Here is a 21832-nt window from a genome sequence, read left to right on the forward strand (position 1 = left end):
TGGTGCAGGATTCTCGACGGTCGGCCCGGACCGCGGGTGCACGGACCCTGGTCGATCTCCTGGAGCGCCAGTTTCGCGAGCGGCCGGCGGCCACGGCCATCCGGACCTCGGCACGCTCGTGGACCTATGCCGAGCTCGATCGGCTGTCGGCGCGACTCGCGCGGCAGCTGGTGGCCGACGACGCCGGACCGATCGTCGGTCTCATCGCGCGGCACTGCCCGGCCGCGTTGATCGGCATCGTCGCCATCCTGCGAAGCGGCGCGGCGTGTCTGCCGATGAGCCCCGACGATCCGCCGCTGCGCAATCGCGGGGTGCTCGACGACGTCGGCTGCGGGCGCGTCCTCGCCACCGCGCCGGTCGACTGGCTGCCCGACGCTCAGCTCATTGACGTAACCGGCCCGCAGACGGGCCACGACAGCCTCGCCGCCACGGAGCTCCCCTCGCCGAGGCCGCTCGACCTGGCATACGCGCTCACCACGTCGGGCTCGACCGGGCGGCCCAAGATCGTCGGCGTGCCGCACGAAGGCCTCCTGAACCTGATCATCGCCTCGTTCGAGGACATCGACCTGATCAGGACCGACGACGTGATGCTGTGGACGACCGCGCTCACGGTGGACAGCACCATGCACGACTGCCTGATGCCGCTCTGCTTCGGCGCCTGCGTCGCCATCGCCGACGGCGGCGACCTGCCCGCCAACCGCATCCTGCGCACCGTCCGCGCGCTCGGCGTGACCGCGCTGGAAGTCCCGGCCGCGGTGCTCGGGCCGTACGGGACGGCTCTGCTTCCCCGGCTGGCCGCGGCCGGTGTGCGCCTGGTCATCACCGGCGGGTCCCAACTCGACGGGCCGGGCCTGGGCAGCAACGACTCGCTGGTCGTCCACAACGGTTACGGCCCGACCGAGGCCTCGGTGGCCGCGACGTGGTATCCCTGCGACGCCTCGACCCCGCAGTGGGTCCCCATCGGGCGCCCGATCCGCAACGTGCGAGCCTATGTCCTCGACGAGGAGCTGAACCCCGTCCCGGCCGGCGACACCGGCCAGATGTACCTGGCCGGCGCCGGTCTTGCCAGAGGCTATCTCGGTCATCCCGGCCGCACGGCGGCCTCGTTCCTCCCGGACCCGTTCGCCGAGAGGCCCGGCGAGCGCATGTACGCCACCGGGGACAGCGTTCGGCTTCAGCCGGACGGGAACTACGTGTACGTCGGCCGGATCGACGACCAGGTCAAGATCAGTGGGTACCGGGTCGAGATCGGCGAGGTCGAGCACAACCTGCGCAAATGCCGAGGTGTGGTCGACGCGGCAGCACTGTTGCGCGAGGACATCCCGGGCGGCGCGGCCATCGTCGCCTATCTGGTCGGCGAACGGCGACCCGACGAGCTGATCACGAGCCAACTGGGTGATTGGCTACCCGCGCCGATGATTCCACGCGCCTACGTCTGGCTGGACGAGATGCCTCTCAACCGCGCGGGCAAGATCGATCGTCGAGCACTCGCCAAGATGCTCGATTCCGCTGACCTCGATCCGTCAGAGGGTGCTGCTCCCCGCCTGACCGTGTCGACTTGACCGTTTTGCGACTCATGGTGGGTTCGCGGGCGCCGCGTGACGCCGTGGAAGCGGCCCGGCCACTTCCGGTATTCGACCGCACTCGTCGCGTGGGTCCATCGCTCAACCGGATGCGCTGATGGCGGGGCGGATGACGCAGCGGAAGCCGATGTGGCCGGTCGACGTGTCCACCGCCTCGGCCTGGCGGGCCGCCGGCCGGTAGCGCAGGCAGTAGTTGGGCGCGCACAGGTGCGAGCCGCCCTTGATGACCCGGCGCGGGATCGCCTCGGCCAGGACCGGAGCGCTGACCTGAGGATTGCGGGGCACACAGCAGGGGTGCCCGGCCTCATCGGGGTGGCTCGGGGCGAAGTAGTCACTGGTCCACTCCCAGACGTTGCCGGCCATGTCGTGAAGGCCGTAACCATTGGCCGGGAACGCACCCACCGGGGAGGTGCCGGCGTAGCGGTCCAGGAGCAGATTCTGCCAAGGGAACTCCCCTTGCCAGGTGTTGGCCAGCATCCTGCCCTTGGGGGCGAAGTCGTCCCCCCAGCAGAACACCTTGCCCTCCAGGCCACCCCGCGCGGCGTACTCCCACTCGGCTTCGCTGGGCAGGGTCTTGCCCGCCCAAGCCGCGTACGCGACCGCGTCGGCATAGGCCACCTGGACGACCGGGTGCCGGTCACGCCCGTGCAGGGTCGACCCCGGGCCCTCCGGGTGCCGCCAGTCGGCCCCGGGCACCCACGCCCACCAGGTCCGCCAGTCACCCAGGTCGACAGGTCCGCTGGTCGCCCGGAAGACCAGCGCGCCGGGGACCAGCAATGCGGGATCGGCGCCGGGGTAGTCGGCCGGGTCCGGTGCCAGCTCGGCGGCGGTCCGATGGCCGGTGGCCTTGACGAAGCGGCGGAACGCGGAGTTGGTCACCGGATGGGTGTCCATCCAGAACCCGTCGACGGCCACCCGGTGGACCGGCCGCTCCTCCGGGTAGAAGTCCTCGGAGCCCATCAGGAAGTCGCCCCCGCGCACCCAGACCATGTGCTTGCCCGGTGCCGGGCCGGGCGGGTGGGGTCGATGAACAGCCTCGGTCGAGCCCACCAGGCTCTCCTCTCACCCGTCCGGCGGCACCGGCGCAGACCATATCGACCCACCCGGAGCTGCCACCTCCCCCTCACCGGGTGACCCGGAGCTCGGCCTCATCCCTGCGACGTCGTCCGTGACCAGGCGGCCGGCGGTCGCCGAAGGCCTCTGCGGAACGAAGCTGCCCCTACCGCACCTCTTCCGGTGTCGAGCGGGGTTCCGGGGTGGCGGCGTTTCCGTACCGGGTGGCCAGCGGCTTCGCGGTGAGACCGTGCACGACGACGCTGATGAGCACGGTCAGACCGATGACGGTGACCGCCGGGTCGGCGCCGTCCCCGAGCTCTTCGAGACTGAGCAGGGCGAAGACCAGTGAGGCGAGGCCGCGTGGGCCGAACCAGCCGATGAACAGCACCGTCTTGCGATCGAAACCGGCGCCGATGCAGGCCAGCGCGACCGGCACCATGCGTACCAGCGTCAGGCTCAGGACGGCGTACAGCACGGTGACGGGGCCGGCCGACGCGATGACGATCGGGATGGCGATCGCACCGAACACCAGCCAGACGAGCAGCGACACCAGGCCGCCGGCCTGCTCCAGGAACACCAGCTCGGCGGGTCCCCGCGGCCCGGCCAGGGCTCCGAAGGCCAGCCCGGCGCAGAAGGCCGCGATGAAACCGTTGCCGTGCACGGCCACCGCGGCGAGGTAGGCGACCAGCGCCAGGGCGAGCACGGCGATGCCGGCGAAGTCCTCGGCGGCCCACCCACGACGTCGCGCCCACCGCAGCAACCATCCCCCCAAGCCTCCGGCGACGGCACCGACGCCGAGGCCGATGCCCAGTTCAGCGAGCGCGTGCTGAGGGCTCGGCGCGCCCTTGACCGCCTCGGCCGAGGCGGCGCCGGCCAGCGCCAGCATCACCACGGGTGTGACGATGCCGTCGTTCAGGCCGCTCTCGACGGTGATCAGCTCGCGCACTCGCCGGGGCACGATCGGGTTGGCGACGACCGGGAGCCCGAGAGCGGCGTCGGTCGGGGCGAGGGCGGCGCCGATCAGCAGGGCGAGCCAGAGGCCGAGGCCGGGAAAGAACCAGTAGGCCAGCGCCCATCCGGCGAGGACGGTCAGGGGCAGCCCGACGGCGAGCAGCCGCAGGTACCGGCCCAGGTCCCGGCGTACCTGACTGAACGGCACCCCGGCGGCGTCCGAGAACAGCACCAGGACCAGGGTGATCTCGACCAGGGGCTTCGCGTACCCGGGAGCGGACGACGCGTCGACGAGGCCGCCGGCCGCCATCAATCCGCCGATCGCCACGAAGACGATCGGCGCGGTCAAGTCGGCGCGCTGGAGCCGGCCGGACACGACGCCCCAGCCGAAGATCGCCGCGGCGATGATCAGAATCGTCGTGGAATGCATGGGCGTCGCCGGCCGCTATTGGCGGGCCATGATGAGGTGGAAGCGTTGCTCCGGCGTGATCAGGTGGCTGTGGTTGTCCTTGTCGACGTCGAGGCGGACCCACTGGACGGTGCCGGGGTAACCGGCTCGTCCCGCGTACTCGTCGGTGACCGGGGAGCCGGTGTCGGTCCCGATGTCCAGGCCCTCGTCACCGGAGAACACGATCGGGGTCGTGCGTTCCAGCCGCCCGCTGCCGACCTGCGATCCGTCCACGAAGAGCGAGAGATCGGCCGCCGCCCCCAGCGCGCCACCCGCGTAGGTGAACTCGAGACGTACCTGATGCGTGCCGGTCGCGATCGCGGCGTCACCTCGTACGTGGGTGAAGGAGATGCCGAGCAGGTTGTAGCAGTAGACCGGTCTGCCGTCGAGCAGGTACAGGGCCCATCCGCCGAATCGCCCGCCCTGCGTGACGAGCACGCCGCTCGGCGCGCCGTCGGGGACCTCGATCTCCGCCGTGATCGCGTGGCTCACGTTCTTGACGTTGAGGACCGAGCTCTCACTCAGCCGGTCCGTACCCCCGTAGAGCAGCTGCGCCTCGCCCTGGACGAGCTCCGGACGACCGGCGAGGGCGGCGACGAACCGTTCGAGGAGCCGGTCGTCGAGCGGGAAGACGTTGTACTTCGTCGCCTCGATCATGAACAGCTGCTGGAGCCGCCGGAGCTGATCGGGATGCTCCTTGGCGACGTCGTGGGCCTGTGTCCAGTCGGTCGACGTGTCGTAGAGCTCCCACACGTCGTCGTCGAAGGACGGCACCGGAACGTGCAGCCAGGGAGTCCGGTGCTTGGTGACCGCGGTCCAGCCGTTGTGGTAGATGCCGCGGTTGCACAGCATCTCGAAGTACTGGGTCTGCCGTGCCTCGGCGGCGCCGGCCTGATCGAAGCAGTACCGCATGCTGACGCCGTGCATCGGCTCCTGGATGATGCCGTTCACGGAGTCGGGCGCGGGCAGACCGGCGACGTCGAGCACGGTGGCCGCGATGTCGATGACGTGGTGGAACTGGTGCCGCAACTCACCGCGGGCCTCGAAACCGTTCGGCCAGTGCACGACGGTGCCGTTGCGCGTGCCGCCGAAGTGCGAGGCCACCTGCTTGGTCCACTGGTAGGGCGTCGACATCGCGTGCGCCCAGCCGACCGCGTAGTGGTTGTAGGCCTCGGGCCCGCCGAAGTCGTCGATGTGCTCGAGCATGTAGTCGGCGCTCTCGAGGTCGGCGACGCCGTTGAAGTAGAACATCTCGTTGAGAGTGCCGTTGATCGTGCCCTCGGCGCTCGCGCCGTTGTCACCGATGATGTAGAAGACGAGCGTGTCGTCGAGCACCCCGAGATTCTCGATGGCGTCGAGGAGCCGGCCGATGTGATGGTCGGTGTGCTCCAGGAAACCCGCGTAAACCTCCATCTGGCGCCGGAGCACGGGCTTGAGCTCCTCCGGCATGTCGTCCCAGGCCGGGACCGCTTCCGGACGCTCGGTGAGAGCACAGTCGGGCGGGATCACCCCGAGCTCCTTCTGCCGCGCGAAGGTACGCTCGCGCAACGCGTCCCACCCGTCGTCGAACCGGCCCCGGTACTTGTCGGCCCACTGTTTGGGCACGTGGTGCGGCGCGTGTGTGGCGCCGGGCGCGTAGTACATGAAGAACGGCTTGTCGGGCATGAGCGACTTCTGCTGGCGCACCCACCCGATCGCCTTGTCGGTCATGTCCTCGGTGAAGTGGTAGCCCTCTTCCGGTGTCCGGCCGGGCTCGATGAACTTGGTGCCCTCACACAGCGCCGGATACCACTGGTTCGTCTCACCGGCGAGGAACCCGTAGAAGTACTCGAAGCCGCCGCCCTTGGCAGGCCACGAGTCGTACGGCCCCATCGGATTGCTCTGCCACATCGGCACCTCATGACACTTGCCGAACTGCGCGGTGCTGAAGCCGTTGAGCGTCAAGATCTCGGCGAGGGGCGCGGTCGCCTTCGGGCGCATCGACGTGTACCCCGGCGACGACGTGGCCATGTCGGGGATGCCGCCCATGCCGGCGGCGTGATGGTTGCGGCCGGTCAGCAACGCCTGACGGGTCGGCGCACACAGCGCCGTCGTGTGGAAACGCGTCAACTTCAGCCCGTTGTCCGCCAGCCGCTCGGCCACGGGCGTCGCGCACGGCCCGCCGAACGCCGACGACGCGCCGAATCCGACGTCGTCGAGCAGAACGACGAGCACGTTGGGCGCACCCGCCGGCGGCCGGAGCGGCTCGATCGGCGCGAACCGGGTGTCCGGGTCCTTCGCGTCGAACGTCGTGAGGCCGACGTGCTGCCGGTCCGGGATCGGCAGGACCGTACGCGGAACAGAAGCATCGCTGGTCATAGCGCCGCATTGTGGTGTCGCGGCTCGTCGGCGGCATCACCCCGGCTGAATGAGAACCAGCCGCCGACCCGCCGGGCACTGGAGGATGGATCCCGGATCAAACATAGTCGCACATTAGTCGCCGCATATTGACTCATTCGATCAGAGCGGCGTAACTTCCGAAACATCAACGACTCGACGGATGTCGATGTCAGCCAGCTCCGTCCGCCACCGATAGGAGCACCTTCAGCATGTCCAGAAAACGCTCTCTCGTCCTCGCGGTGATGATCCTGATCGCCGGCCTGATCGGGGCGCCGAGCCCGGCCCACGCCGCCGGCACCCTGCCGTGCGACATCTACGCCTCGAACGGGACCGCCTGCGTCGCCGCGCACAGCACCACCCGTGCCCTGTTCGGTGCGTACAGCGGCCGGCTCTACCAGGTGACCCGGGCCTCCGACGGCGCCGCCCACGACGTCGGCACGCTGGCCGCCGGCGGGTACGCCGACGCCGGTGCCCAGGACGCCTTCTGCAACGGCAGCACCTGCCGGATCACCAAGATCTACGACCAGACCAGCCGGCACAACGACCTCTCCGTGGCCCCCGACGGCGGGGCCGGCAGCGGCGACCGCGGAGCGGGCGCCGGTGTGATCGCGGTGACCGCCGGCGGGCACAAGGTGTACGGCATCTGGGGCACCCCGGGCGTCGGCTACCGCTACACCGGCGTCGCGTCCGGCGTCGCCGTCAACGGGCAGCCCGAGGGCGTCTACATGGTCGCCAGCGGCACCCACGTCGGCTCCGACTGCTGCTTCGACTACGGCAACGCCGAGTCCACCCCGTACGACACCGGCAACGGGCACATGGACGCCGTCAGCATCGCCACCACCTGCTACTTCGCGCCGTGCCAGGGTTCCGGCCCGTGGATCGAGGCGGACCTGGAGAACGGGATGTTCCAGGGCGGGAACGGCTCCAACCCGAACCCGGGCAACAACTCGGCCTTCGTCACCGCGGTGCTGAAGAACAACGGCCAGACCACGTACGCGCTCAAGGGCGGCAACTCCCAGTCCGGCGGCCTGACCACCTGGTACAACGGCTCGCTGCCCACCGACAAGCCGGGCTACAAGCCGATGCACCAGGAGGGCGGCATCATCCTGGCGATCGGCGGCGACAACTCGAACCGCAACCGGGGCACCTGGTTCGAGGGTGCGATGACCTACGGCTACCCGACCGACGCGGCCGAGAACGCCGTGCAGGCCAACGTGGTCAGCGTCGGTTACGCCGGCCGGACCGACGTCCCGAACGGCCCGCAGGGGACGGTCACCGGGCCGGGCGGCAAGTGCGTGGACGTGGCGGCCGACGACACCGGCAAGAACGGCGCCGCCGTCCAGCTGTGGGACTGTCAGGTGTACGCCGAGGACCAGCATCTGACGCACTTCGCGGACAGCTCGTTGCGTACCCTGAACCGCTGCCTCGACGCGACCGGCAACGGCACCGCCAACGGCACGCTCATCCAGCTGTGGGACTGCAACGGCGGCGGCGCCCAGAAGTGGGTGCAGCAGGCCGACGGCTCGCTGCGCAACCCGCAGTCCGGCCGCTGCCTCGACTCGCCGAACGGCAACACCGGCAACGGCACCCGGTTGCAGCTGTGGGACTGCAACGGCGCGGCCGCGCAGAAGTTCGCGGTGAACGCCGGTGGCCCGGCCGGCACGCCGGGCGGCAAGTGCGTCGACGTCGGCGGGGACGACAACGGCGGCAACGGCACGGCCGTGCAGATCTGGGACTGCCAGTCGTACGCGGTCGACCAGCACTGGTTCCACCAGTCGAACGGCGCGCTGCGCACGCTCGGCCGCTGCCTCGACATCATCGGCAACGGCACCGCCAACGGCACCCAGGTCGAACTCTGGGACTGCAACGGCGTCGGCGGTCAGGTCTGGCAGCAGCAGGCCGACGGCTCGCTGCGCAACCCGCAGTCCGGCCGCTGCCTGGACGCGCCCAGCGGGGCCACGGCCAACGGCACCCGGCTGCAGATCTGGGACTGCAACGGCAGCGCGGCGCAGAAGTTCCCGCTGATCTGACCGGCGGACGGCGGGGCCACCTCGGTGACCCCGCCGTTTTCGTCGACTCCCGGCAACCCAGGAGTCGCAGACCGCCTCGTTGCGGCGGGCGAGCACCGCGGCCGCCGACCGGGCCGCAGCGGCTGCGCGCGCACATCCGGGGGCAGGGCCAGGCCATGGAGCTCCTGACGCGCGAGACCGACCACGAGGGCGTCGAGGAATGGCTGATCCAGCTCTGGCCGCAGGCTTACGACATTCAAGACATTTTTGTACGGCTGTGCAAAGTCCCGTGCCTCGACGCGATGTCCGCTCGTGGTCACGGCCGCGAGGCACCTCCGGGCTGAATCCCGGTGCCAGGAGAGCACGGCGCCGGGCTCACCGCGTACCGGAAATCGGTCTTGATCTTGTCGGTCAGATCATCGTGAGGATGCGGGCGGCGACGTGCTCGGCTCCGGCGCCGAGCAGGATGGTGTAGTGGTTGACGTCGGGGACCGGTTCGGCGTCGACGCCGGTGAGCTGCTCGGCGCGGTACAGGCCGGTCTCCTCGTCCATCAGCCCGCGCGGCGCCCAGAGCAGCGGGAACGGCGCCGGCGGCGGGTTGCGCAGCATGTCGGCCGCGTCCCCGCGGATCGCCTCCAGGTTGCACGTCGAGCCGCTGCCGGTGAAGTCGCGCAGGATGTAGGCCTCCAGGTCCGGGCACCAGTACCGGCCGAGCGCCGGGTTCTGCCGGAAGTAGTCGAGATACTCCTCGGCCGACGCGAAGGTCATCGACAGCCGGCGCATCGCCGGGCCGATCACCGCCTCCAGGGCCACGTCCACGTCGATGCCGGCCGGCACGCCCAGCGAGATGCCGCCGTCCACCATCAGCACCGGCCCGACCCGGTCCGGATGCCTCGCCGCGGTGGCCGCCACCACGAACCCGCCCATCGAGTGCCCGGCCAGCGGCGCCTTCTCGACACCGAAGTGGGTGGCGACAGCGATCAGGTCGTCGGCGTGTGTGCTCATCCCATATGGTCCCGGCAAACCGGCGGAAAACGCCCGCCCACGCAGATCCGGTGCGACCAGGTGCACCTTGCCGGCCAGCTCCCGGGCGACCGCGGCCCAGGAGAGCGCGTTCGCCGTGATGCCGTGCGCGGCGATCACCACCGGCCCGTCGGCCGGCCAGCTCAGCACGCGCAGGGAGCCGCCGGCCACCGCTACGTCGATCTCCTCCATCGAACAACCTCCCCGGTCAGTGCGCGGTCCAGCCGCCGTCGATCATGATCGACGAGCCGGTGATGAACGAGGCCGGGGGGCTGCACAGATAGGCGACGGTCTCGGCCACCTGCTCCGGCTCGATCAGCTGTTTGATCGCCGCCCGCTTCAGCATGATCTTCTCGACGACGTCGGACTCGGCGATGCCGTTCACCGCGGCCTGGTCGGCGATCTGCTTGTCGACCAGCGGGGTCCGGACGAACGCCGGGTTCACGCAGTTCGCGGTCACCCCGTGCGCGGCGCCCTCCAGCGCGGTGACCTTGGAGAGGCCCTCCAGTCCGTGCTTGGCGGTCACGTAGGCGGCCTTGTACGGCGAGGCCACCACCCCGTGCACCGAGGAGATGTTGACGATCCGGCCCCAGCCGCGGTCGTACATGTGCGGCAGCACCAGCCGGGTCAGCCGGAACGGCGCCTCCACCATCACCCGCTGGATCAGCGCGAACTTGTCCGGCGGGAACTCCGGCAGCGGCGCCACCACCTGCAGGCCGGCGTTGTTGACCAGCACGTCGACCGTCGCCGGGAGCGCGTCGACCGCGTCCAGGTCGGACAGGTCGACGCCGATCGCCCGCCCGCCGATCTCCGCGGCCACCTCTTTCGCCGTGCGCTCGTCGATGTCCACCACCAGCACCTCGGCGCCGGCCGCGGCCAGTCGTTCGGCGCACGCGCGCCCGATGCCACTGCCGGCGCCGGTCACCAGCGCGGTGCGTCCCGTCAGGTCGAGGTCGACCACCTGTGCCGTCGTCATGGCGGTGACCGTACGGATCAGTGACGGTGGCGAATATGTGTGCGAACCACACAAGGGCCGGGTGACCCATGTGATCGGGGAAGGTGGCCTGGGTCACTGGCCAGCTCCTACCGTGTGGCCACACCGAAATGCTTATTAACGGAAGGCGTCCGATGAGGAGCTTGACGACATCCCGGCGCACACTCTTGGGCGCCGCGCTGACAGCTTTTGTGGCGACCGCGAGCGGCTGTGGCAGTCCGCAGGGGTCGGCCGGCGACAACTCGTCCATCGACGTCGGGGTGGTCTACTCCCAGTCCGGCCCGCTCGCCAGTTACGGCGCGCAGTACGCCGAGGGGTTCAAGGCCGGTCTGGCGTACGCGACCAACGGCACCGGCAAGATCGGTGACCGCACCGTCAACGTGACCTGGACCGACGACGCAGGCGACCCGGTCAAGGCGGTCTCCGCCGCGAAGGACCTGATCGGCAAGGGCTACAAGGTGCTGGCCGGCTCGACCAGCTCCGGCGTCGGGCTCCAGGTGGCGCCGCTGGCCGCGGAGAACAAGGTGCTGTTCGTCTCCGGCCCGGCCGCCACCGACGGGCTCACCGGGGCCAACAAGTACACGTTCCGGTCCGGCCGGCAGTCGTACCAGGACGTGCTGACCGCCAAGGCGTTCCTCGGCGACGGCAAGAAGGTCACCGTCTTCGCCCCCGACTCGGCGTTCGGCAAGTCCAACGTGGACGCGGTCACCAAGGTGCTCGGCGGCGCCGGCGCGACGGTGACCAGCATCGCGGTGCCGGCCAGCGCCACCGACTTCACCCCGTTCGCCAGCCAGATCAAGGCCGCCAAGCCGGACCTGGTCTTCGTCGCCTGGGCCGGCACCACGGCCGGCGCCATGTGGCAGGCGCTCGACCAGCAGGGCGTGCTGGCCGGCACCAAGGTCGTCACCGGGCTGGACATCCGGGCCTCGTGGGCCGGTTTCGGCGCCGGCGGCGCCAAGCTGAACCTGCTCGCCCACTACTTCGACGGCGCCGTGGACAATCCGGCCTACCAGGCGCTCAAGGCCGCGGTGCCGGGCGGCAGGACCGACCTGTTCCACCCGGACGGCTTCGCCGCCGCACAGATGATCGTGCACGCGCTCGAGGCGAGCCCGGACGACGCGGACAAGATGGTCACGGCGCTGGAGGGCTACAGCTTCGACTCGGTCAAGGGCAAGCTGACCGTCCGCGCCGAGGACCACGCGCTGCTCCAGCCGATGTTCCAGGCCAAGCTGACCGGCGCCGGGGACGCGGCGACCGCCACCGCGACCGGCACGATCGACGCCGAGGCCGCCGCTCCGCCGGCTGCCGCGATGAAGGGCTGAGACAGATGACGGCCCTCGCCGTCGAGGGGGTGTCGTGGCGGATCGGCGCGGTGCCGATCGTCGACGACGTGACGCTGGAGCTGGCGCCGGACGAGTTCGTCGCGCTGATCGGACCGAACGGCGCCGGCAAGACGTCGCTGTTCAACCTGATCAGCGGGCTGCGCCGGCCCAGCGCCGGCCGGATCCGGCTCACCGGGGACGACGTGACCGCGCTGGCGCCGTACCGTCGAGCCCGGCGCGGCCTGGGTCGTACCTTTCAGACGTCAGCGGTCTTCGGGTCGCTGACCGTCGCCGAGAACGTCGCGCTCGCCGTGCAGGCGCGGCGCGGCGGCGCGATGCGCGCCTGGCGCCGCCGCGCGGACCGGGAGGTCGCGGCCCGCGCCGCGGAGATCCTGGCCGAGGTGCACCTCGAGCACCGGGCCGGCCGGGACGCCGGCTCGCTGGCCCACGGCGAGAAACGCAAGCTCGAGATCGCGCTGCTGCTGGCCGGCGAGCCCCGGGTGCTGCTGCTGGACGAGCCGATGGCCGGGGTGAGCACCGAGGACGTGCCCACCCTGGTCGAGGTGATCCGGGGGCTGACCGCGGGCACCGGCCGCAGCGTGCTGATGGTCGAGCACCACATGGACGTGGTGCTCGACCTCGCCGACCGGGTCGCCGTGCTGCACCACGGCGCGCTGCTCGCCTGCGACACCCCGGACGCCGTGATGGCGGACTCCTTCGTGCAGGAGGCTTATCTGGGGGAGGGGTTGTGAGCTCGCCGATCCTGCAGGTCGCCGACCTTTCGGTACGCCTCGGCGGCTCGCACATCCTGCAAGGCGTCACCTTCGACGTGGCGCCGACCGGCGTCACCGCCCTGCTCGGGCGCAACGGGGTGGGCAAGACCACCACGCTGCGCGCGATCATCGGCGAGGTCCCGGCCGCGGGCGTGATCGAGTTCGGCGGCGCGGTGACCAGAAGCCGGCCCACCCACAAGCTGGTCCGCGACGGCCTGGCCTACGTGCCCGAGGACCGCTGCGTCTTCGCGGGCCTGACCGTCGCCGAGAACCTGCGCCTCGCCGAACGGGTCCCGGACCCGGACTACGCCCTGGTGCACGACCTGTTCCCGGAGCTGAGGCAGCGCGCGCAGCAGCGGGCCGGCACGCTCTCCGGCGGCCAGCAGCAGATGGTGGCGATCGCCCGGGTGCTGCTCAACCCGAACCGGCTGCTGCTGGTCGACGAGCCGACCAAGGGTCTCGCGCCGGCCGTGGTCACCTCGGTGGCCACCGTGCTCGGCCGGGTCGCCGAGCGGGTGCCGGTGCTGCTGGTCGAACAGAACCTCGCGGTGGTCCGCAAACTCGCCACCGACGCCGTGGTGCTCGAGACCGGCCGGGTCGCCTGGCGCGGACCGGCCACCGACCTGCTCGCGGACGGCGACGCGACGCGATCCCTGCTCGGCGTCGGGAGGCACTGAGTTGTCCACTGTGGTTCTGCTGACCCTGACCGGGCTCGGCCTGGCGGCGCTCTACTTCCTGATCGCCTCCGGCCTGTCCCTGGTCTTCGGCCTGGCCGGGGTGCTCAACTTCGCGCACGGCCTGTTCCTCTCGGTCGGCGCCTACGTCACCTGGTGGGCCGAGCCGCACCTCGGCCTGCCGCTCGCGGTGGTGGCCGGCGTCGTCGCGGCCGCCGCCACCGGCGCGCTGGTCGAGCTGGCGATGATCCGCCCGCTCTACACCCGGCACACCGAACAGGTGCTGGTCACCGTCGGGCTGTCGCTGGCCGGGGTGGCGCTGCTCCAGTCGATCTGGGGCGCCGACGCCCGGGTGTTCCCGAGCTTCGCGTTCACGAAGAACGTCACGACGATCGTCGGCGCCCAGGTGCCGGACGACCGGTTCCTGCTGATCGGCGCCGCCGTCCTGGTGCTGTCCGGCCTGCTCGCCTTCCTCCGGTTCACCCGGTACGGCCTGGTGATCCGGGCCGGCGTGGAGAACCGGGACATGGTCAAGGCGCTCGGCATCGACGTGCGCAACGCGTTCACCCTGGTCTTCGCGATCGGCGGGGCCCTGGCCGGCCTGGCCGGGATTCTCGGCGGGATGTACTTCACCTCGATCTCGCCGGGCCAGGGCGGCTCGCTGCTGATCTTCGCGTTCATCGTCGTGGTGATCGGCGGCCTCGGCTCGGTCACCGGCTCCGCCGTCGCCGCCGTGGTGGTCGGCATCCTCCAGCAGTTCGTGAACTACTACGGCGCGTCCGGCGCCGGCGACGTCAGCGTGGTGGCCCTGCTCGCCATCGTGCTGCTGCTGCGCCCGGCCGGGATCGCCGGGAAGGTGGCGACCGCGTGAAGAAGTACCTGCCCCTCGGGTTGCTGCTGGTCGCCGTCGTGCTGCCGTGGTCGACGCTGAACCTGCCCGGCCTGTTCGACGGCCCGCTCAACGCGCCCGGCACGCTCCAGCTGCTCGCCGTCTGCCTGGTCTTCGGCGGCCTGGCGCTCGGCTACGACCTGCTGTTCGGCCGGGCCGGGCTGCTCTCCTTCGGCCACGCGCTGTACATCGCGTCCGGCGCCTACGGGGTGGACATCCTGGTCAGCCACTACGGCTGGGCGCTGTGGAGCGCCGTCGGGGTGACCGTGCTGGTCGCGGCGACGCTGGCCGCGCTGCTCGGCTCGGTCGCGCTGAAGACGTCCGGGATCGCGTTCTCGATGGTCACGCTCGCCTTCGCGCAGGTCGGCTACATCCTGGTGAACCGGGATCCGGGCGGGCTGACCGGTGGCGAGGAGGGGCTGCCGCTGAAGACCTCGGGGCTGCCCAGCGGCCTGGTCGGCGTGGTGAACACGGTCCACCTGTACTGGCTCGCACTGGCGTTCCTGGTGGTCACCGTGCTGGTGGTGCACGCCGTCGACCGGGCTCCGCTGGGCCGTACGCTGATCGGCCTGCGCGACGACGAACGCCGGATCGCGGTGGTCGGCCTGTCGCCGTACCGTCTGAAGCTCCTCGCCTTCGTCGTGGCCGGCGCCCTGGCCGCGCTCGGCGGCGCGGCCTACGTCCTGGTGGTGGGCGGCGCCGCACCGCACGTCGCGTCCTCCGAGTTCACCCTCGCCCTGATCGTGATGACGGTCCTCGGCGGCGCCGGCACCCGCTGGGGCGCGGTCGCCGGCGGCATCCTGTACGCCTTCCTGGACCAGCGTCTGGCCCGCCTCGGCGGCCAGCTGCCCGGCCCGTTCGGCCAGCCGCTGTTCGTCCTCGGCACGCTGTTCATCCTGGCCGTCTACTTCGTCCCGGGCGGCCTGGCCGGCCTGCGCGGCCGCTTCGAGCCGGTCCGCCGGGCCCTGCGCCGCCCGGCCGCCGAGGTCAGCACATCCTGAAAAAACCAGATTTCGTACGACCTGGCACAGTCCCGTGCCTCGACGCGATGTCCGCTCCGGGTCACGACCGCGAGGCCGCTCCGGGCTGAATCCCGGTGCACGGACAAGGCCGGCGCCACCACGGGCGCCGGCCTTGTCGCGTACCGGAAATCGGGGTTTATTTCTTGGTGACGAGGACCTTCTTGCCGGAGGCCTTGATGGTGTAGGTGACCTTGACGCCGGTCCAGGGGTTGCGGGCGCTGATGCGGACGCCGCCGGTGACGGCGGTGACCTTCACGACGGTGACCTTGGCGGCCTTGTTGAACTTGGCGACGTCGCGTTTGACGACCTTGCGGAGGACCGAGACGCGGACGGTGTGCTTGTTCGCGGCGGTGCGGACGTCGGCGGCGCTCTTCTTGGCGAGCTTCTGCACGTCGGTGCGGAGGTTGACGTAGGCCAGGGCCTTGGTCATGGTGGCGCTGCCGACCGTCTGCGCGGCGGTCGGCAGGGTGATGCTCTGCGCGCCGTACCGCCAGGTGTAGGTCGCGTCCAGGTAGCCGGCGAGGCTGATCTTCGCGCTGGTCAGCTCGCCGGTCGCGGACACCTCGAAGGAGTACGAGCCCTCCTCGCCGTCGTCGTACTTGTAGGTGGCCGAGTTGTCGGCGTGCTCGACCTTGGTGCCGGCGTACTCGGTGTCGCCGGTGAGCACGGTCGACGGGTCGGCGCTGTTGTCCCTCGTCCACGACGTGAGGTTCAGCGTCGGCTTCGCGGTGAACACGAACTTCACCGAGGTCTTGCGCATCATCGTGACCGCGGCCTTCTCCTTGGCCGTGCTCAGCGACTCGTAGACACCCGACTTGGCGACCGCGTACGTGGTCTCGTGCTGGTACGGCACGTCGACCCGGGTGTACGCCCGCCCGCCGACCGGGTCCGTGACGAACGTGGCGGTGCCCGAGCCGCCCTTGCCGGTCAGGGTGAAGCCGCCGGCCCAGCCCTTGGCGGCCGAGGCGCCGGTGGTGCCGGCCACGGTCTTGAGCGCCGCGGCCATCTGGGCGGCGGTCAGCTGCGTGGTGGTGTCGGCGGCGAACGCGGCGCCGGGGACGGCCAGCACGCCGGCCGTCACCGTTGCGGTGGCCAGCAGCAGGGCGGGCCGGAGAGTGCGGAGCACCAGGAGGGTCCTTTCGGAATGTGAGGGCATGGACGATACGTCATCGTCGCGTCGTACGGCAGACCCGAAGCGGCCGTTTCTGATCACCGGGAGGAGCGGATCGCGGCGCTGGTCATCGCCGCCTGCCGGGCCGCGGGGCCGGATCCGGCCACGCCGGCGCCCCAGCGCTCCCGTGCCCCGATCCGGCACTTGACGTACGCGATCACCCCACCCCGCCACGGATGGGCCGCCTCCTCGACCACCTCGACGCCGTCCAGATCGACCGAGAACCCCGGCTTCGCCAGGTATTCGTCCTGAAAGATCGTCAACAGCTCGGCCGGGCTCAGCTCCCCGCCGCCGGCCCGGGTCTCGCTCGCCGCCTGGGCCAGCGCGCCCACCTCGGCCCGCAGCCCGGCCGGCAGGTCCAGGCCGTGCTCGGTGCGCAGCAGATACGCCACCCCGCCCTTGCCGGACTGGCTGTTCACCCGGATCACCGCCTCGTACGACCGGCCCACGTCGGCCGGGTCCACCGGCAGGTACGGCACCTCCCACGGCGCCTCGGACTCCGGCACGCCCAACTCGGCGGCGCGCTTGGCGTGGAACACCATCCCCTTGTCGATGGCGTCCTGGTGGGTGCCGCTGAACGCGGTGTACACCAGCGACCCGCCGTACGGGTGCCGGTCCGGCACCGGCATCCGGTTGTAGTACTCGACCGTCTCGCGGACCCGGTCGATGTCGGAGAAGTCCAGTTTCGGGTCGATGCCCTGGGCGTACAGGTTCATGGCCAGGGTGACCAGGTCGACGTTGCCGGTCCGCTCGCCGTTGCCGAACAGGCAGCCCTCGACGCGCTGCGCGCCGGCCAGCACGGCCAGTTCGGCGCAGGCCACCCCGGTGCCGCGGTCGTTGTGCGGGTGCACGGACAGGATCACGTCGTCGCGCCGGTCCAGGTGCCGGCTCATCCACTCGATCTGGTCGGCGTACACGTTGGGGGTGTCCACCTCGACGGTGGCCGGCAGGTTGTGGATCACCGGGCGGTCCGGCGAGGCGTCCCACCGCCCGGTGACCGCGTTGCAGACCTCCAGCACGTACTCCGGCTCGGTCAGGTTGAACACCTCGGGGCTGAACTCGAACCGGGTGTAGGTGTGCCTCAGCCGATCGGTCTCGGACAGGATCACGTCGGCGGCGTTCAGGATCTTCCGCTGTAGCGCGCTGCGGGAGGCGTGCAGGACCACATCCCGCCAGGTCGGCGCGGTCGCCGTGTACATGTGCACGACCGCTTTCGCCAAGCCGTCGATCGACGCGATCGTCCGCTTGATCAGGTCGTCCCGGGCGGCGGTGAAGACCACCACGGTGACGTCGTCCGGGACCAGGTCGTCGCGCTCGGCCAGCAGCCGGACGAAGTCGAAATCCAGGCCGCTCGCCGACGGGTAGCCGACCTCGATCTCCTTGAAGCCCATCGCGACCATCAGCGCGAAGGCGCGCAGCTTGCGGTCCGCGTCCATCGGCTCGGCCAGGGCCTGGTTGCCGTCGCGCAGGTCGACCGGCACCCACAGCGGTGCGGCGGCCTGCCGGCGCGACGGCCAGGTGCGATCGGTGATCGGCACCGCGACCCGCTCGTGCGCCGGGCGGTAGCGGTGGAACGGCATCGGGCTGGGTTGCTGGGGATTCCAATTGATCATGACGGAGCTCCGTTTTCGCCGGGTCTGACAACAGCGACCGGCAAAGCACGACAAGCCCCCACGGCGGGGGAGCCGGTCGTCGGATCAGGCCCCGCCGTGGCGGCTGAGGAGCAGCGCCACGAAACGCGTCACGGAGCGGACGGTACCCGAAGTGCGACGATCGTTCCCGGACTGCTTGGATAGTGGGAATGTCCAGGACACTGCGCATCAGCACCCGGAACGCGACCTTCCAGCAGTGGCAGGCGCTGCTCACCAACCGCACCAAGCGGCACCGGGCCGGCGAGTTCCTGGTGCAGGGCGTCCGCCCGATCACGCTCGCCGTCGAGCACGGCTGGCCGGTGCACGCGCTGCTGCTCGACGACACCCGCCGGCTCTCCCAGTGGAGCCGGGACGTGCTGGAGCGGGTGCCCGGCGTGTCCCGGTTCGCGCTGGACCCCGGCCTGATGCACGAGCTGGGCGGCAAGGACGAGGAGTCCCCGGAGCTGCTCGCCGTGGTCGGGATGCCGGCCGACGACCTGTCCCGGATTCCGGCCGGCCCGCAGATGCTCACGCTGGTCTTCGACCGGCCGGCCACCCCGGCCAACATCGGCGCGCTGGTCCGGTCCGCGGACGCGTTCGGCGCCTCCGGCCTGGTGATCACCGGGCACGCCGCCGACCCGTACGACCCGAAGGCCGTCCGGGCCAGCACCGGCTCGCTGTTCGCCCTGCCCGTGGTCCAGGTGTCCAGCCACCGCGAGGTGGTCGACGAGGTGATCGCGCTGCGCCGCGGCGGTCTCCCGGTGGAGATCCTGGGCAGTGACGAGGGCGGCGACGTCGACCTGGCCGACCACGACCTCACCGGTCCGAAAGTGATCGCGATCGGCAACGAGACCCGCGGCCTGAGCGGCGCCTGGCGGGCCGCCTGCGACCACATCCTGCGGATCCCGATGGCCGGTGCGGCCAGCTCGCTGAACGCGGCGGCGGCCGGCTCCGTGGTCCTCTACGAAGCCGCCCGCCAGCGCCGCTAGGCCGCGCCGAGCGCTTCCTCGAAACGCTCCAGCAGGAACGTGGCCTTGAACTGCGACGTCTGCTCGGCACCGAGCAGCCCGCCCCACTCGGGCGCCCAGGTGACGCCGCCGGCCGGGCCCAGGGTCAGCGCGATCCCGTCCGGGAACGGCTCGTACGTGGTCAGCTCGCCACCCTCGATCAGCGCCCGGATGTTCGCCGCCACCACCTCGCCGTGCCGCCCGGCCGCGCGGGCCATCTTCATCTCCGGCACCGCGGTCAGGTCACCGACCGCGAACACCCGGTCGTGGCCGGTGACGCGCAGGTGCTCGGTGACCGCCAGCCGCCCGTCCGGTTGCCGCGCCGCGCGCAGCGACCCGTCCAGGTAGCCGCTGTTCACCTCACCGCCGTAGCAGGGGAACCACAGGTCGGCGGCGAGCACCTCGCCGTCGGTGGTGGTGACCGTGAACGGCCGCACGGCGCCGGGCTCGACCGCGGGCGGCTCCGTCAGCTTCGTGCCGAGCAGCACGGTGACCCCGAGGGCGTCCAGCTGCTTGGCCACCTCGGCGCCGAACTCCTCCGGGAACCGGCCGCCGGCCACGGCCGGGGACGGGTCGACCAGCGTCACCGACGTCGCGGGCAGCGTCGCCGCGATCTCCCCGGCGAACTCCAGGCCGATCGCCCCGGCCCCGAGCAGCAGCACCCGGCCGGCCCGGCCCAGCGCGTCGCGCACCTCACCCAGCCGCTCCAGGGCCCGGCTCCGGTCGAGAACGTCCATCCGGGACGGGAACGGGCTGCTCGCGCCGGTGGCCAGCACGAGGTAGTCGGCGTCCAGCCGGGTGCCCGCGCCCAGCTCGACGTGGTCCGGCGCGACCCGGGTCACCCGGTCACGCACGACCCGGCCACGGGACAGCAGGCCGTCGTACGGAATGAAGATCTTCTCGGCCCAGACCGGGTCGACCGCCGCGCGCAGAGCGGCGACGTTGTGCACGAACGTCTCGCGGGGCTCGACCAGCGTCACGTCGGCGACGTCGTCCAGGGCGCGGGCCGCCGCGATGCCGCCGTAACCGCCACCCACCACCACAACTTTGGTATCCATGCGCCGACTGTCGGCCGATCCGCGACCGGCAGGGAGACCGCGCTCAGGGTGGTAGTGGCGGGGACACCTTCGGCGGCCCCGGCCGGGCTACCGTCGATCCGTGAGCGACAACGAGCTGGGCAATTTCCTGCGCGCGCGCCGCGACGAGGTGACGCCGGCCGAGGTCGGGCTGCCGCCGGGGCACCGGCGCCGCGCACCCGGCCTGCGGCGCTCCGAGGTGGCGATGCTGGCCGGTGTCAGCGTGGAGTACCTGATCCGCCTGGAGCAGGGCCGCGACAGGCACCCGTCGCCGCAGGTCATCGCGGCGCTCTCCGGCCCGCTGCGGCTGACCGCCGCCGAGCGCGCCCACCTGTACCGGCTGACCAAGGTGGCGGGCGGCCTGCGCTGCTCGGCGTACGCGTCGGATCCGGTGCGCACCGTCCGGCCCGGGCTGCGCGCGGTCCTCGAGCAGCTGGAGCCGGCCGCCGCGGTGCTGATCAACCAGATCGGCGACCTGGTGGCGTACACGTCCGGATTCCGCCGGCTGGCCGGGCCGATCGGGCTGCTCGACGACGATCAGCCGAACCTGATCCGGTACGTCTTCGCCGATCCGCGGGCCCGCCAGGTCTACCCGGACTGGGAGCACATGGCCGACGAGCAGGTCGCCGCCCTCAAGAACGGGCCGCCCCGCGAGGACTTCGCCGGCGAGCTGACCGCGCTGGCCGGTGCGGAGTTCACCGGGCGGATGGAGCGGATCCCGGGCCTGCCCCGGGCGCACGGGGTGACGCGCCTGGAGCATCCGGAGGCCGGGTCGCTGCGGCTGAGCTACGAGCTCATGCAGCTGCCCGGCGACGAGGGGCTGTGCCTGATGGTCCAGCTGCCGGCCGACGACGCCACCGCCGACGCGCTGCGCACCATCGCGCCGCTGCGGCTGGTCGCCGGCTAGACCGCGGCCGGGGCGAGCTGGTCCAGGCCCGAGGCGATCAGGGCGATCGCTCGCAGGGTGGACGTTCCGGTGACGAAGTAGCCGTCGTGGCCGTGCACGTCCGCGGCGGGCAGCGGCAGCGCGCCGAAGGCCGGGTCGACCGGCAGGCGGCCGTGGCCGAGTCCGAGGATCCGGATGCCGGGCAGCTTGCGGGTCCAGTCGTCCGGTGCGGCGGCGGCCCACACCCGTGCGCCGGTGTGCAGGTCGGCCGCGCGGGACACGCCCATCCCCGGGCTGCCGAGCGCCACGATGTCGGTGACCTGCGCGGGCAGGTGAGCCGCGGCCCGCCCGGCGACGATCGAGCCGTAGCTGTGCCCGACCAGCGTGATCCGCTGGTCCGGCCGCCGGGCGACGAGGTCGTCGACGAAGCTCTCCAGCGCCCGCGCCCCGGCCGCGGCCCGGTCCTCGCGGAGTGCGGCGCGGCCGATCCCCTCGGGCGGGTCGTAGCCGAGCCAGGCGATCACCGCGACGCCCGGGCCGGCCTGGTGGAACAGCTGCCGCGCCTGCCAGGCCGGCGCGCGTCGCCCGACGCCACCCAGGCCGGTGTCGAAGGTGGCCAGCGTGGTGTCGACGCCGGGGATCAGGATCACCACGCGCCCGGCGGTCGCCAGGTCGCCGAGCACCTCGACGATCCGGCCGTCGCCGCGCCGGTCCAGGGCCAGGATCTGCCGGCCGGGATAGGAGCGGCTCGCGTCGGCCTGCCAGCCGGCCGCGCCGGGCGGTGGCGTCGCACCCACCTCCGTCGGGCCGAACAGCCAGAACATCGGCACGGCCAGCATGGCCAGGGCCAGGATCCAGATACGAGTCACGACTTCCCCCTGCGTCGACGTCCGTGGTGCGACGAAAGGTAGGAAGGCGATGGGGTGGTGGGCGTCAGT

19 protein-coding genes are annotated in these 21832 nt (G+C 71.4%); 10 read left to right on the forward strand and 9 right to left on the reverse strand.

Annotated elements, in window-relative coordinates:
- Positions 1 to 2 precede the first annotated feature (2 nt).
- Positions 3 to 1562: an amino acid adenylation domain-containing protein gene (locus tag Aiant_RS25690; protein ID WP_189329394.1), complete on the forward strand. Its 1560-nt coding sequence runs from the start codon at positions 3 to 5 to the stop codon at positions 1560 to 1562.
- A 102-nt stretch (positions 1563 to 1664) separates the two neighbouring features.
- On the opposite strand, the gene Aiant_RS25695 is transcribed toward Aiant_RS25690, so the two are convergent.
- The 3 genes from Aiant_RS25695 to Aiant_RS25705 form a co-directional block, all read right to left on the reverse strand.
- On the reverse strand, positions 1665 to 2573 hold the full coding sequence (locus tag Aiant_RS25695) for a formylglycine-generating enzyme family protein (protein WP_189329760.1): 909 nt from the start codon (positions 2571 to 2573) through the stop codon (positions 1665 to 1667).
- Positions 2574 to 2802: 229 nt separating this feature from the next.
- On the reverse strand, positions 2803 to 4020 hold the full coding sequence (locus tag Aiant_RS25700) for a cation:proton antiporter (protein ID WP_189329395.1): 1218 nt from the start codon (positions 4018 to 4020) through the stop codon (positions 2803 to 2805).
- 15 nt (positions 4021 to 4035) lie between these two features.
- Entirely contained in the window at positions 4036 to 6396 is a 2361-nt protein-coding gene (locus Aiant_RS25705) for an arylsulfatase (protein WP_189329396.1), read from the reverse strand.
- Positions 6397 to 6626: 230 nt separating this feature from the next.
- On the opposite strand from Aiant_RS25705, the gene Aiant_RS25710 reads away from it, so the two are divergent.
- Entirely contained in the window at positions 6627 to 8447 is a 1821-nt protein-coding gene (locus Aiant_RS25710) for an arabinofuranosidase catalytic domain-containing protein (RefSeq protein WP_189329397.1), read from the forward strand.
- A gap of 155 nt (positions 8448 to 8602) precedes the next feature.
- Positions 8603 to 8770: a hypothetical protein gene (locus tag Aiant_RS25715; RefSeq protein WP_189329398.1), complete on the forward strand. Its 168-nt coding sequence runs from the start codon at positions 8603 to 8605 to the stop codon at positions 8768 to 8770.
- A 67-nt stretch (positions 8771 to 8837) separates the two neighbouring features.
- On the opposite strand, the gene Aiant_RS25720 is transcribed toward Aiant_RS25715, so the two are convergent.
- Positions 8838 to 9641, reverse strand: a complete 804-nt coding sequence (locus Aiant_RS25720; protein WP_189329399.1) for an alpha/beta hydrolase — start codon at positions 9639 to 9641, stop codon at positions 8838 to 8840.
- Between the two features lie 16 nt (positions 9642 to 9657).
- On the reverse strand, positions 9658 to 10425 hold the full coding sequence (locus tag Aiant_RS25725) for a 3-hydroxybutyrate dehydrogenase (RefSeq protein ID WP_189329400.1): 768 nt from the start codon (positions 10423 to 10425) through the stop codon (positions 9658 to 9660).
- 152 nt (positions 10426 to 10577) lie between these two features.
- Between Aiant_RS25725 and Aiant_RS25730 the strand changes: the two genes are divergently transcribed.
- From Aiant_RS25730 to Aiant_RS25750, 5 genes are read left to right on the forward strand one after another with little or no spacing between them, the layout of a single operon-like run.
- Positions 10578 to 11765, forward strand: a complete 1188-nt coding sequence (locus tag Aiant_RS25730) for a substrate-binding domain-containing protein (protein WP_189329401.1) — start codon at positions 10578 to 10580, stop codon at positions 11763 to 11765.
- Positions 11766 to 11770: 5 nt separating this feature from the next.
- The gene (locus Aiant_RS25735; RefSeq protein ID WP_189329402.1) at positions 11771 to 12517 is read left to right on the forward strand and encodes an ABC transporter ATP-binding protein; all 747 of its coding nucleotides are present in this window, start codon (positions 11771 to 11773) and stop codon (positions 12515 to 12517) included.
- Positions 12514 to 13215, forward strand: coding sequence for an ABC transporter ATP-binding protein (locus Aiant_RS25740; protein ID WP_189329403.1), 702 nt, complete (start codon positions 12514 to 12516; stop codon positions 13213 to 13215). The genes Aiant_RS25735 and Aiant_RS25740 overlap by 4 nt, the downstream gene beginning before the upstream one ends.
- Position 13216: 1 nt before the next feature.
- Positions 13217 to 14083: a branched-chain amino acid ABC transporter permease gene (locus Aiant_RS25745; protein ID WP_189329404.1), complete on the forward strand. Its 867-nt coding sequence runs from the start codon at positions 13217 to 13219 to the stop codon at positions 14081 to 14083.
- On the forward strand, positions 14080 to 15102 hold the full coding sequence (locus Aiant_RS25750; protein ID WP_189329405.1) for a branched-chain amino acid ABC transporter permease: 1023 nt from the start codon (positions 14080 to 14082) through the stop codon (positions 15100 to 15102). The genes Aiant_RS25745 and Aiant_RS25750 overlap by 4 nt, the downstream gene beginning before the upstream one ends.
- Before the next feature lie 157 nt (positions 15103 to 15259).
- On the opposite strand, the gene Aiant_RS25755 is transcribed toward Aiant_RS25750, so the two are convergent.
- Positions 15260 to 16249 carry a hypothetical protein gene (locus tag Aiant_RS25755; RefSeq protein WP_189329406.1) on the reverse strand — a complete coding sequence of 330 codons (990 nt, stop codon included), beginning with the start codon at positions 16247 to 16249 and terminating at the stop codon, positions 15260 to 15262.
- 83 nt (positions 16250 to 16332) lie between these two features.
- Positions 16333 to 17907 (reverse strand): 2-isopropylmalate synthase, encoded by a 1575-nt coding sequence (locus Aiant_RS25760; RefSeq protein WP_189329407.1) that lies wholly within the window; start codon positions 17905 to 17907, stop codon positions 16333 to 16335.
- 188 nt (positions 17908 to 18095) lie between these two features.
- On the opposite strand from Aiant_RS25760, the gene Aiant_RS25765 reads away from it, so the two are divergent.
- Positions 18096 to 18914, forward strand: a complete 819-nt coding sequence (locus Aiant_RS25765) for a TrmH family RNA methyltransferase (RefSeq protein ID WP_189329408.1) — start codon at positions 18096 to 18098, stop codon at positions 18912 to 18914.
- Here the strand turns inward: Aiant_RS25765 and Aiant_RS25770 are convergent.
- The gene (locus Aiant_RS25770; protein ID WP_189329409.1) at positions 18911 to 19990 is read right to left on the reverse strand and encodes an NAD(P)/FAD-dependent oxidoreductase; all 1080 of its coding nucleotides are present in this window, start codon (positions 19988 to 19990) and stop codon (positions 18911 to 18913) included. The genes Aiant_RS25765 and Aiant_RS25770 overlap by 4 nt on opposite strands.
- Before the next feature lie 100 nt (positions 19991 to 20090).
- Here Aiant_RS25770 and Aiant_RS25775 point away from each other — a divergent pair, with 100 nt between their 5' ends.
- Positions 20091 to 20915: a helix-turn-helix transcriptional regulator gene (locus Aiant_RS25775; protein WP_189329410.1), complete on the forward strand. Its 825-nt coding sequence runs from the start codon at positions 20091 to 20093 to the stop codon at positions 20913 to 20915.
- On the opposite strand, the gene Aiant_RS25780 is transcribed toward Aiant_RS25775, so the two are convergent.
- The gene (locus tag Aiant_RS25780; RefSeq protein ID WP_189329411.1) at positions 20912 to 21763 is read right to left on the reverse strand and encodes an alpha/beta fold hydrolase; all 852 of its coding nucleotides are present in this window, start codon (positions 21761 to 21763) and stop codon (positions 20912 to 20914) included. The two genes, Aiant_RS25775 and Aiant_RS25780, sit on opposite strands and share 4 nt — an antisense overlap.
- Positions 21764 to 21832 lie beyond the last annotated feature (69 nt).

The organism is Actinoplanes ianthinogenes (genome assembly GCF_018324205.1).
GTDB classification, from domain to species: domain Bacteria; phylum Actinomycetota; class Actinomycetes; order Mycobacteriales; family Micromonosporaceae; genus Actinoplanes; species Actinoplanes ianthinogenes.

What these genes read in the sequence shown, in the direction of transcription:
- Aiant_RS25695 (WP_189329760.1), bottom strand. Translation starts at nt 2,573, where the DNA reads ATGGTCTGGGTGCGCGGGGGCGACTTCCTGATGGGCTCCGAGGACTTC.
- Aiant_RS25700 (WP_189329395.1), bottom strand. Translation starts at nt 4,020, where the DNA reads ATGCATTCCACGACGATTCTGATCATCGCCGCGGCGATCTTCGGCTGG.
- Aiant_RS25705 (WP_189329396.1), bottom strand. Translation starts at nt 6,396, where the DNA reads ATGACCAGCGATGCTTCTGTTCCGCGTACGGTCCTGCCGATCCCGGAC.
- Aiant_RS25710 (WP_189329397.1), top strand. Translation starts at nt 6,627, where the DNA reads ATGTCCAGAAAACGCTCTCTCGTCCTCGCGGTGATGATCCTGATCGCC.
- Aiant_RS25715 (WP_189329398.1), top strand. Translation starts at nt 8,603, where the DNA reads ATGGAGCTCCTGACGCGCGAGACCGACCACGAGGGCGTCGAGGAATGG.
- Aiant_RS25720 (WP_189329399.1), bottom strand. Translation starts at nt 9,641, where the DNA reads ATGGAGGAGATCGACGTAGCGGTGGCCGGCGGCTCCCTGCGCGTGCTG.
- Aiant_RS25725 (WP_189329400.1), bottom strand. Translation starts at nt 10,425, where the DNA reads ATGACGACGGCACAGGTGGTCGACCTCGACCTGACGGGACGCACCGCG.
- Aiant_RS25730 (WP_189329401.1), top strand. Translation starts at nt 10,578, where the DNA reads ATGAGGAGCTTGACGACATCCCGGCGCACACTCTTGGGCGCCGCGCTG.
- Aiant_RS25735 (WP_189329402.1), top strand. Translation starts at nt 11,771, where the DNA reads ATGACGGCCCTCGCCGTCGAGGGGGTGTCGTGGCGGATCGGCGCGGTG.
- Aiant_RS25760 (WP_189329407.1), bottom strand. Translation starts at nt 17,907, where the DNA reads ATGATCAATTGGAATCCCCAGCAACCCAGCCCGATGCCGTTCCACCGC.
- Aiant_RS25765 (WP_189329408.1), top strand. Translation starts at nt 18,096, where the DNA reads ATGTCCAGGACACTGCGCATCAGCACCCGGAACGCGACCTTCCAGCAG.
- Aiant_RS25770 (WP_189329409.1), bottom strand. Translation starts at nt 19,990, where the DNA reads ATGGATACCAAAGTTGTGGTGGTGGGTGGCGGTTACGGCGGCATCGCG.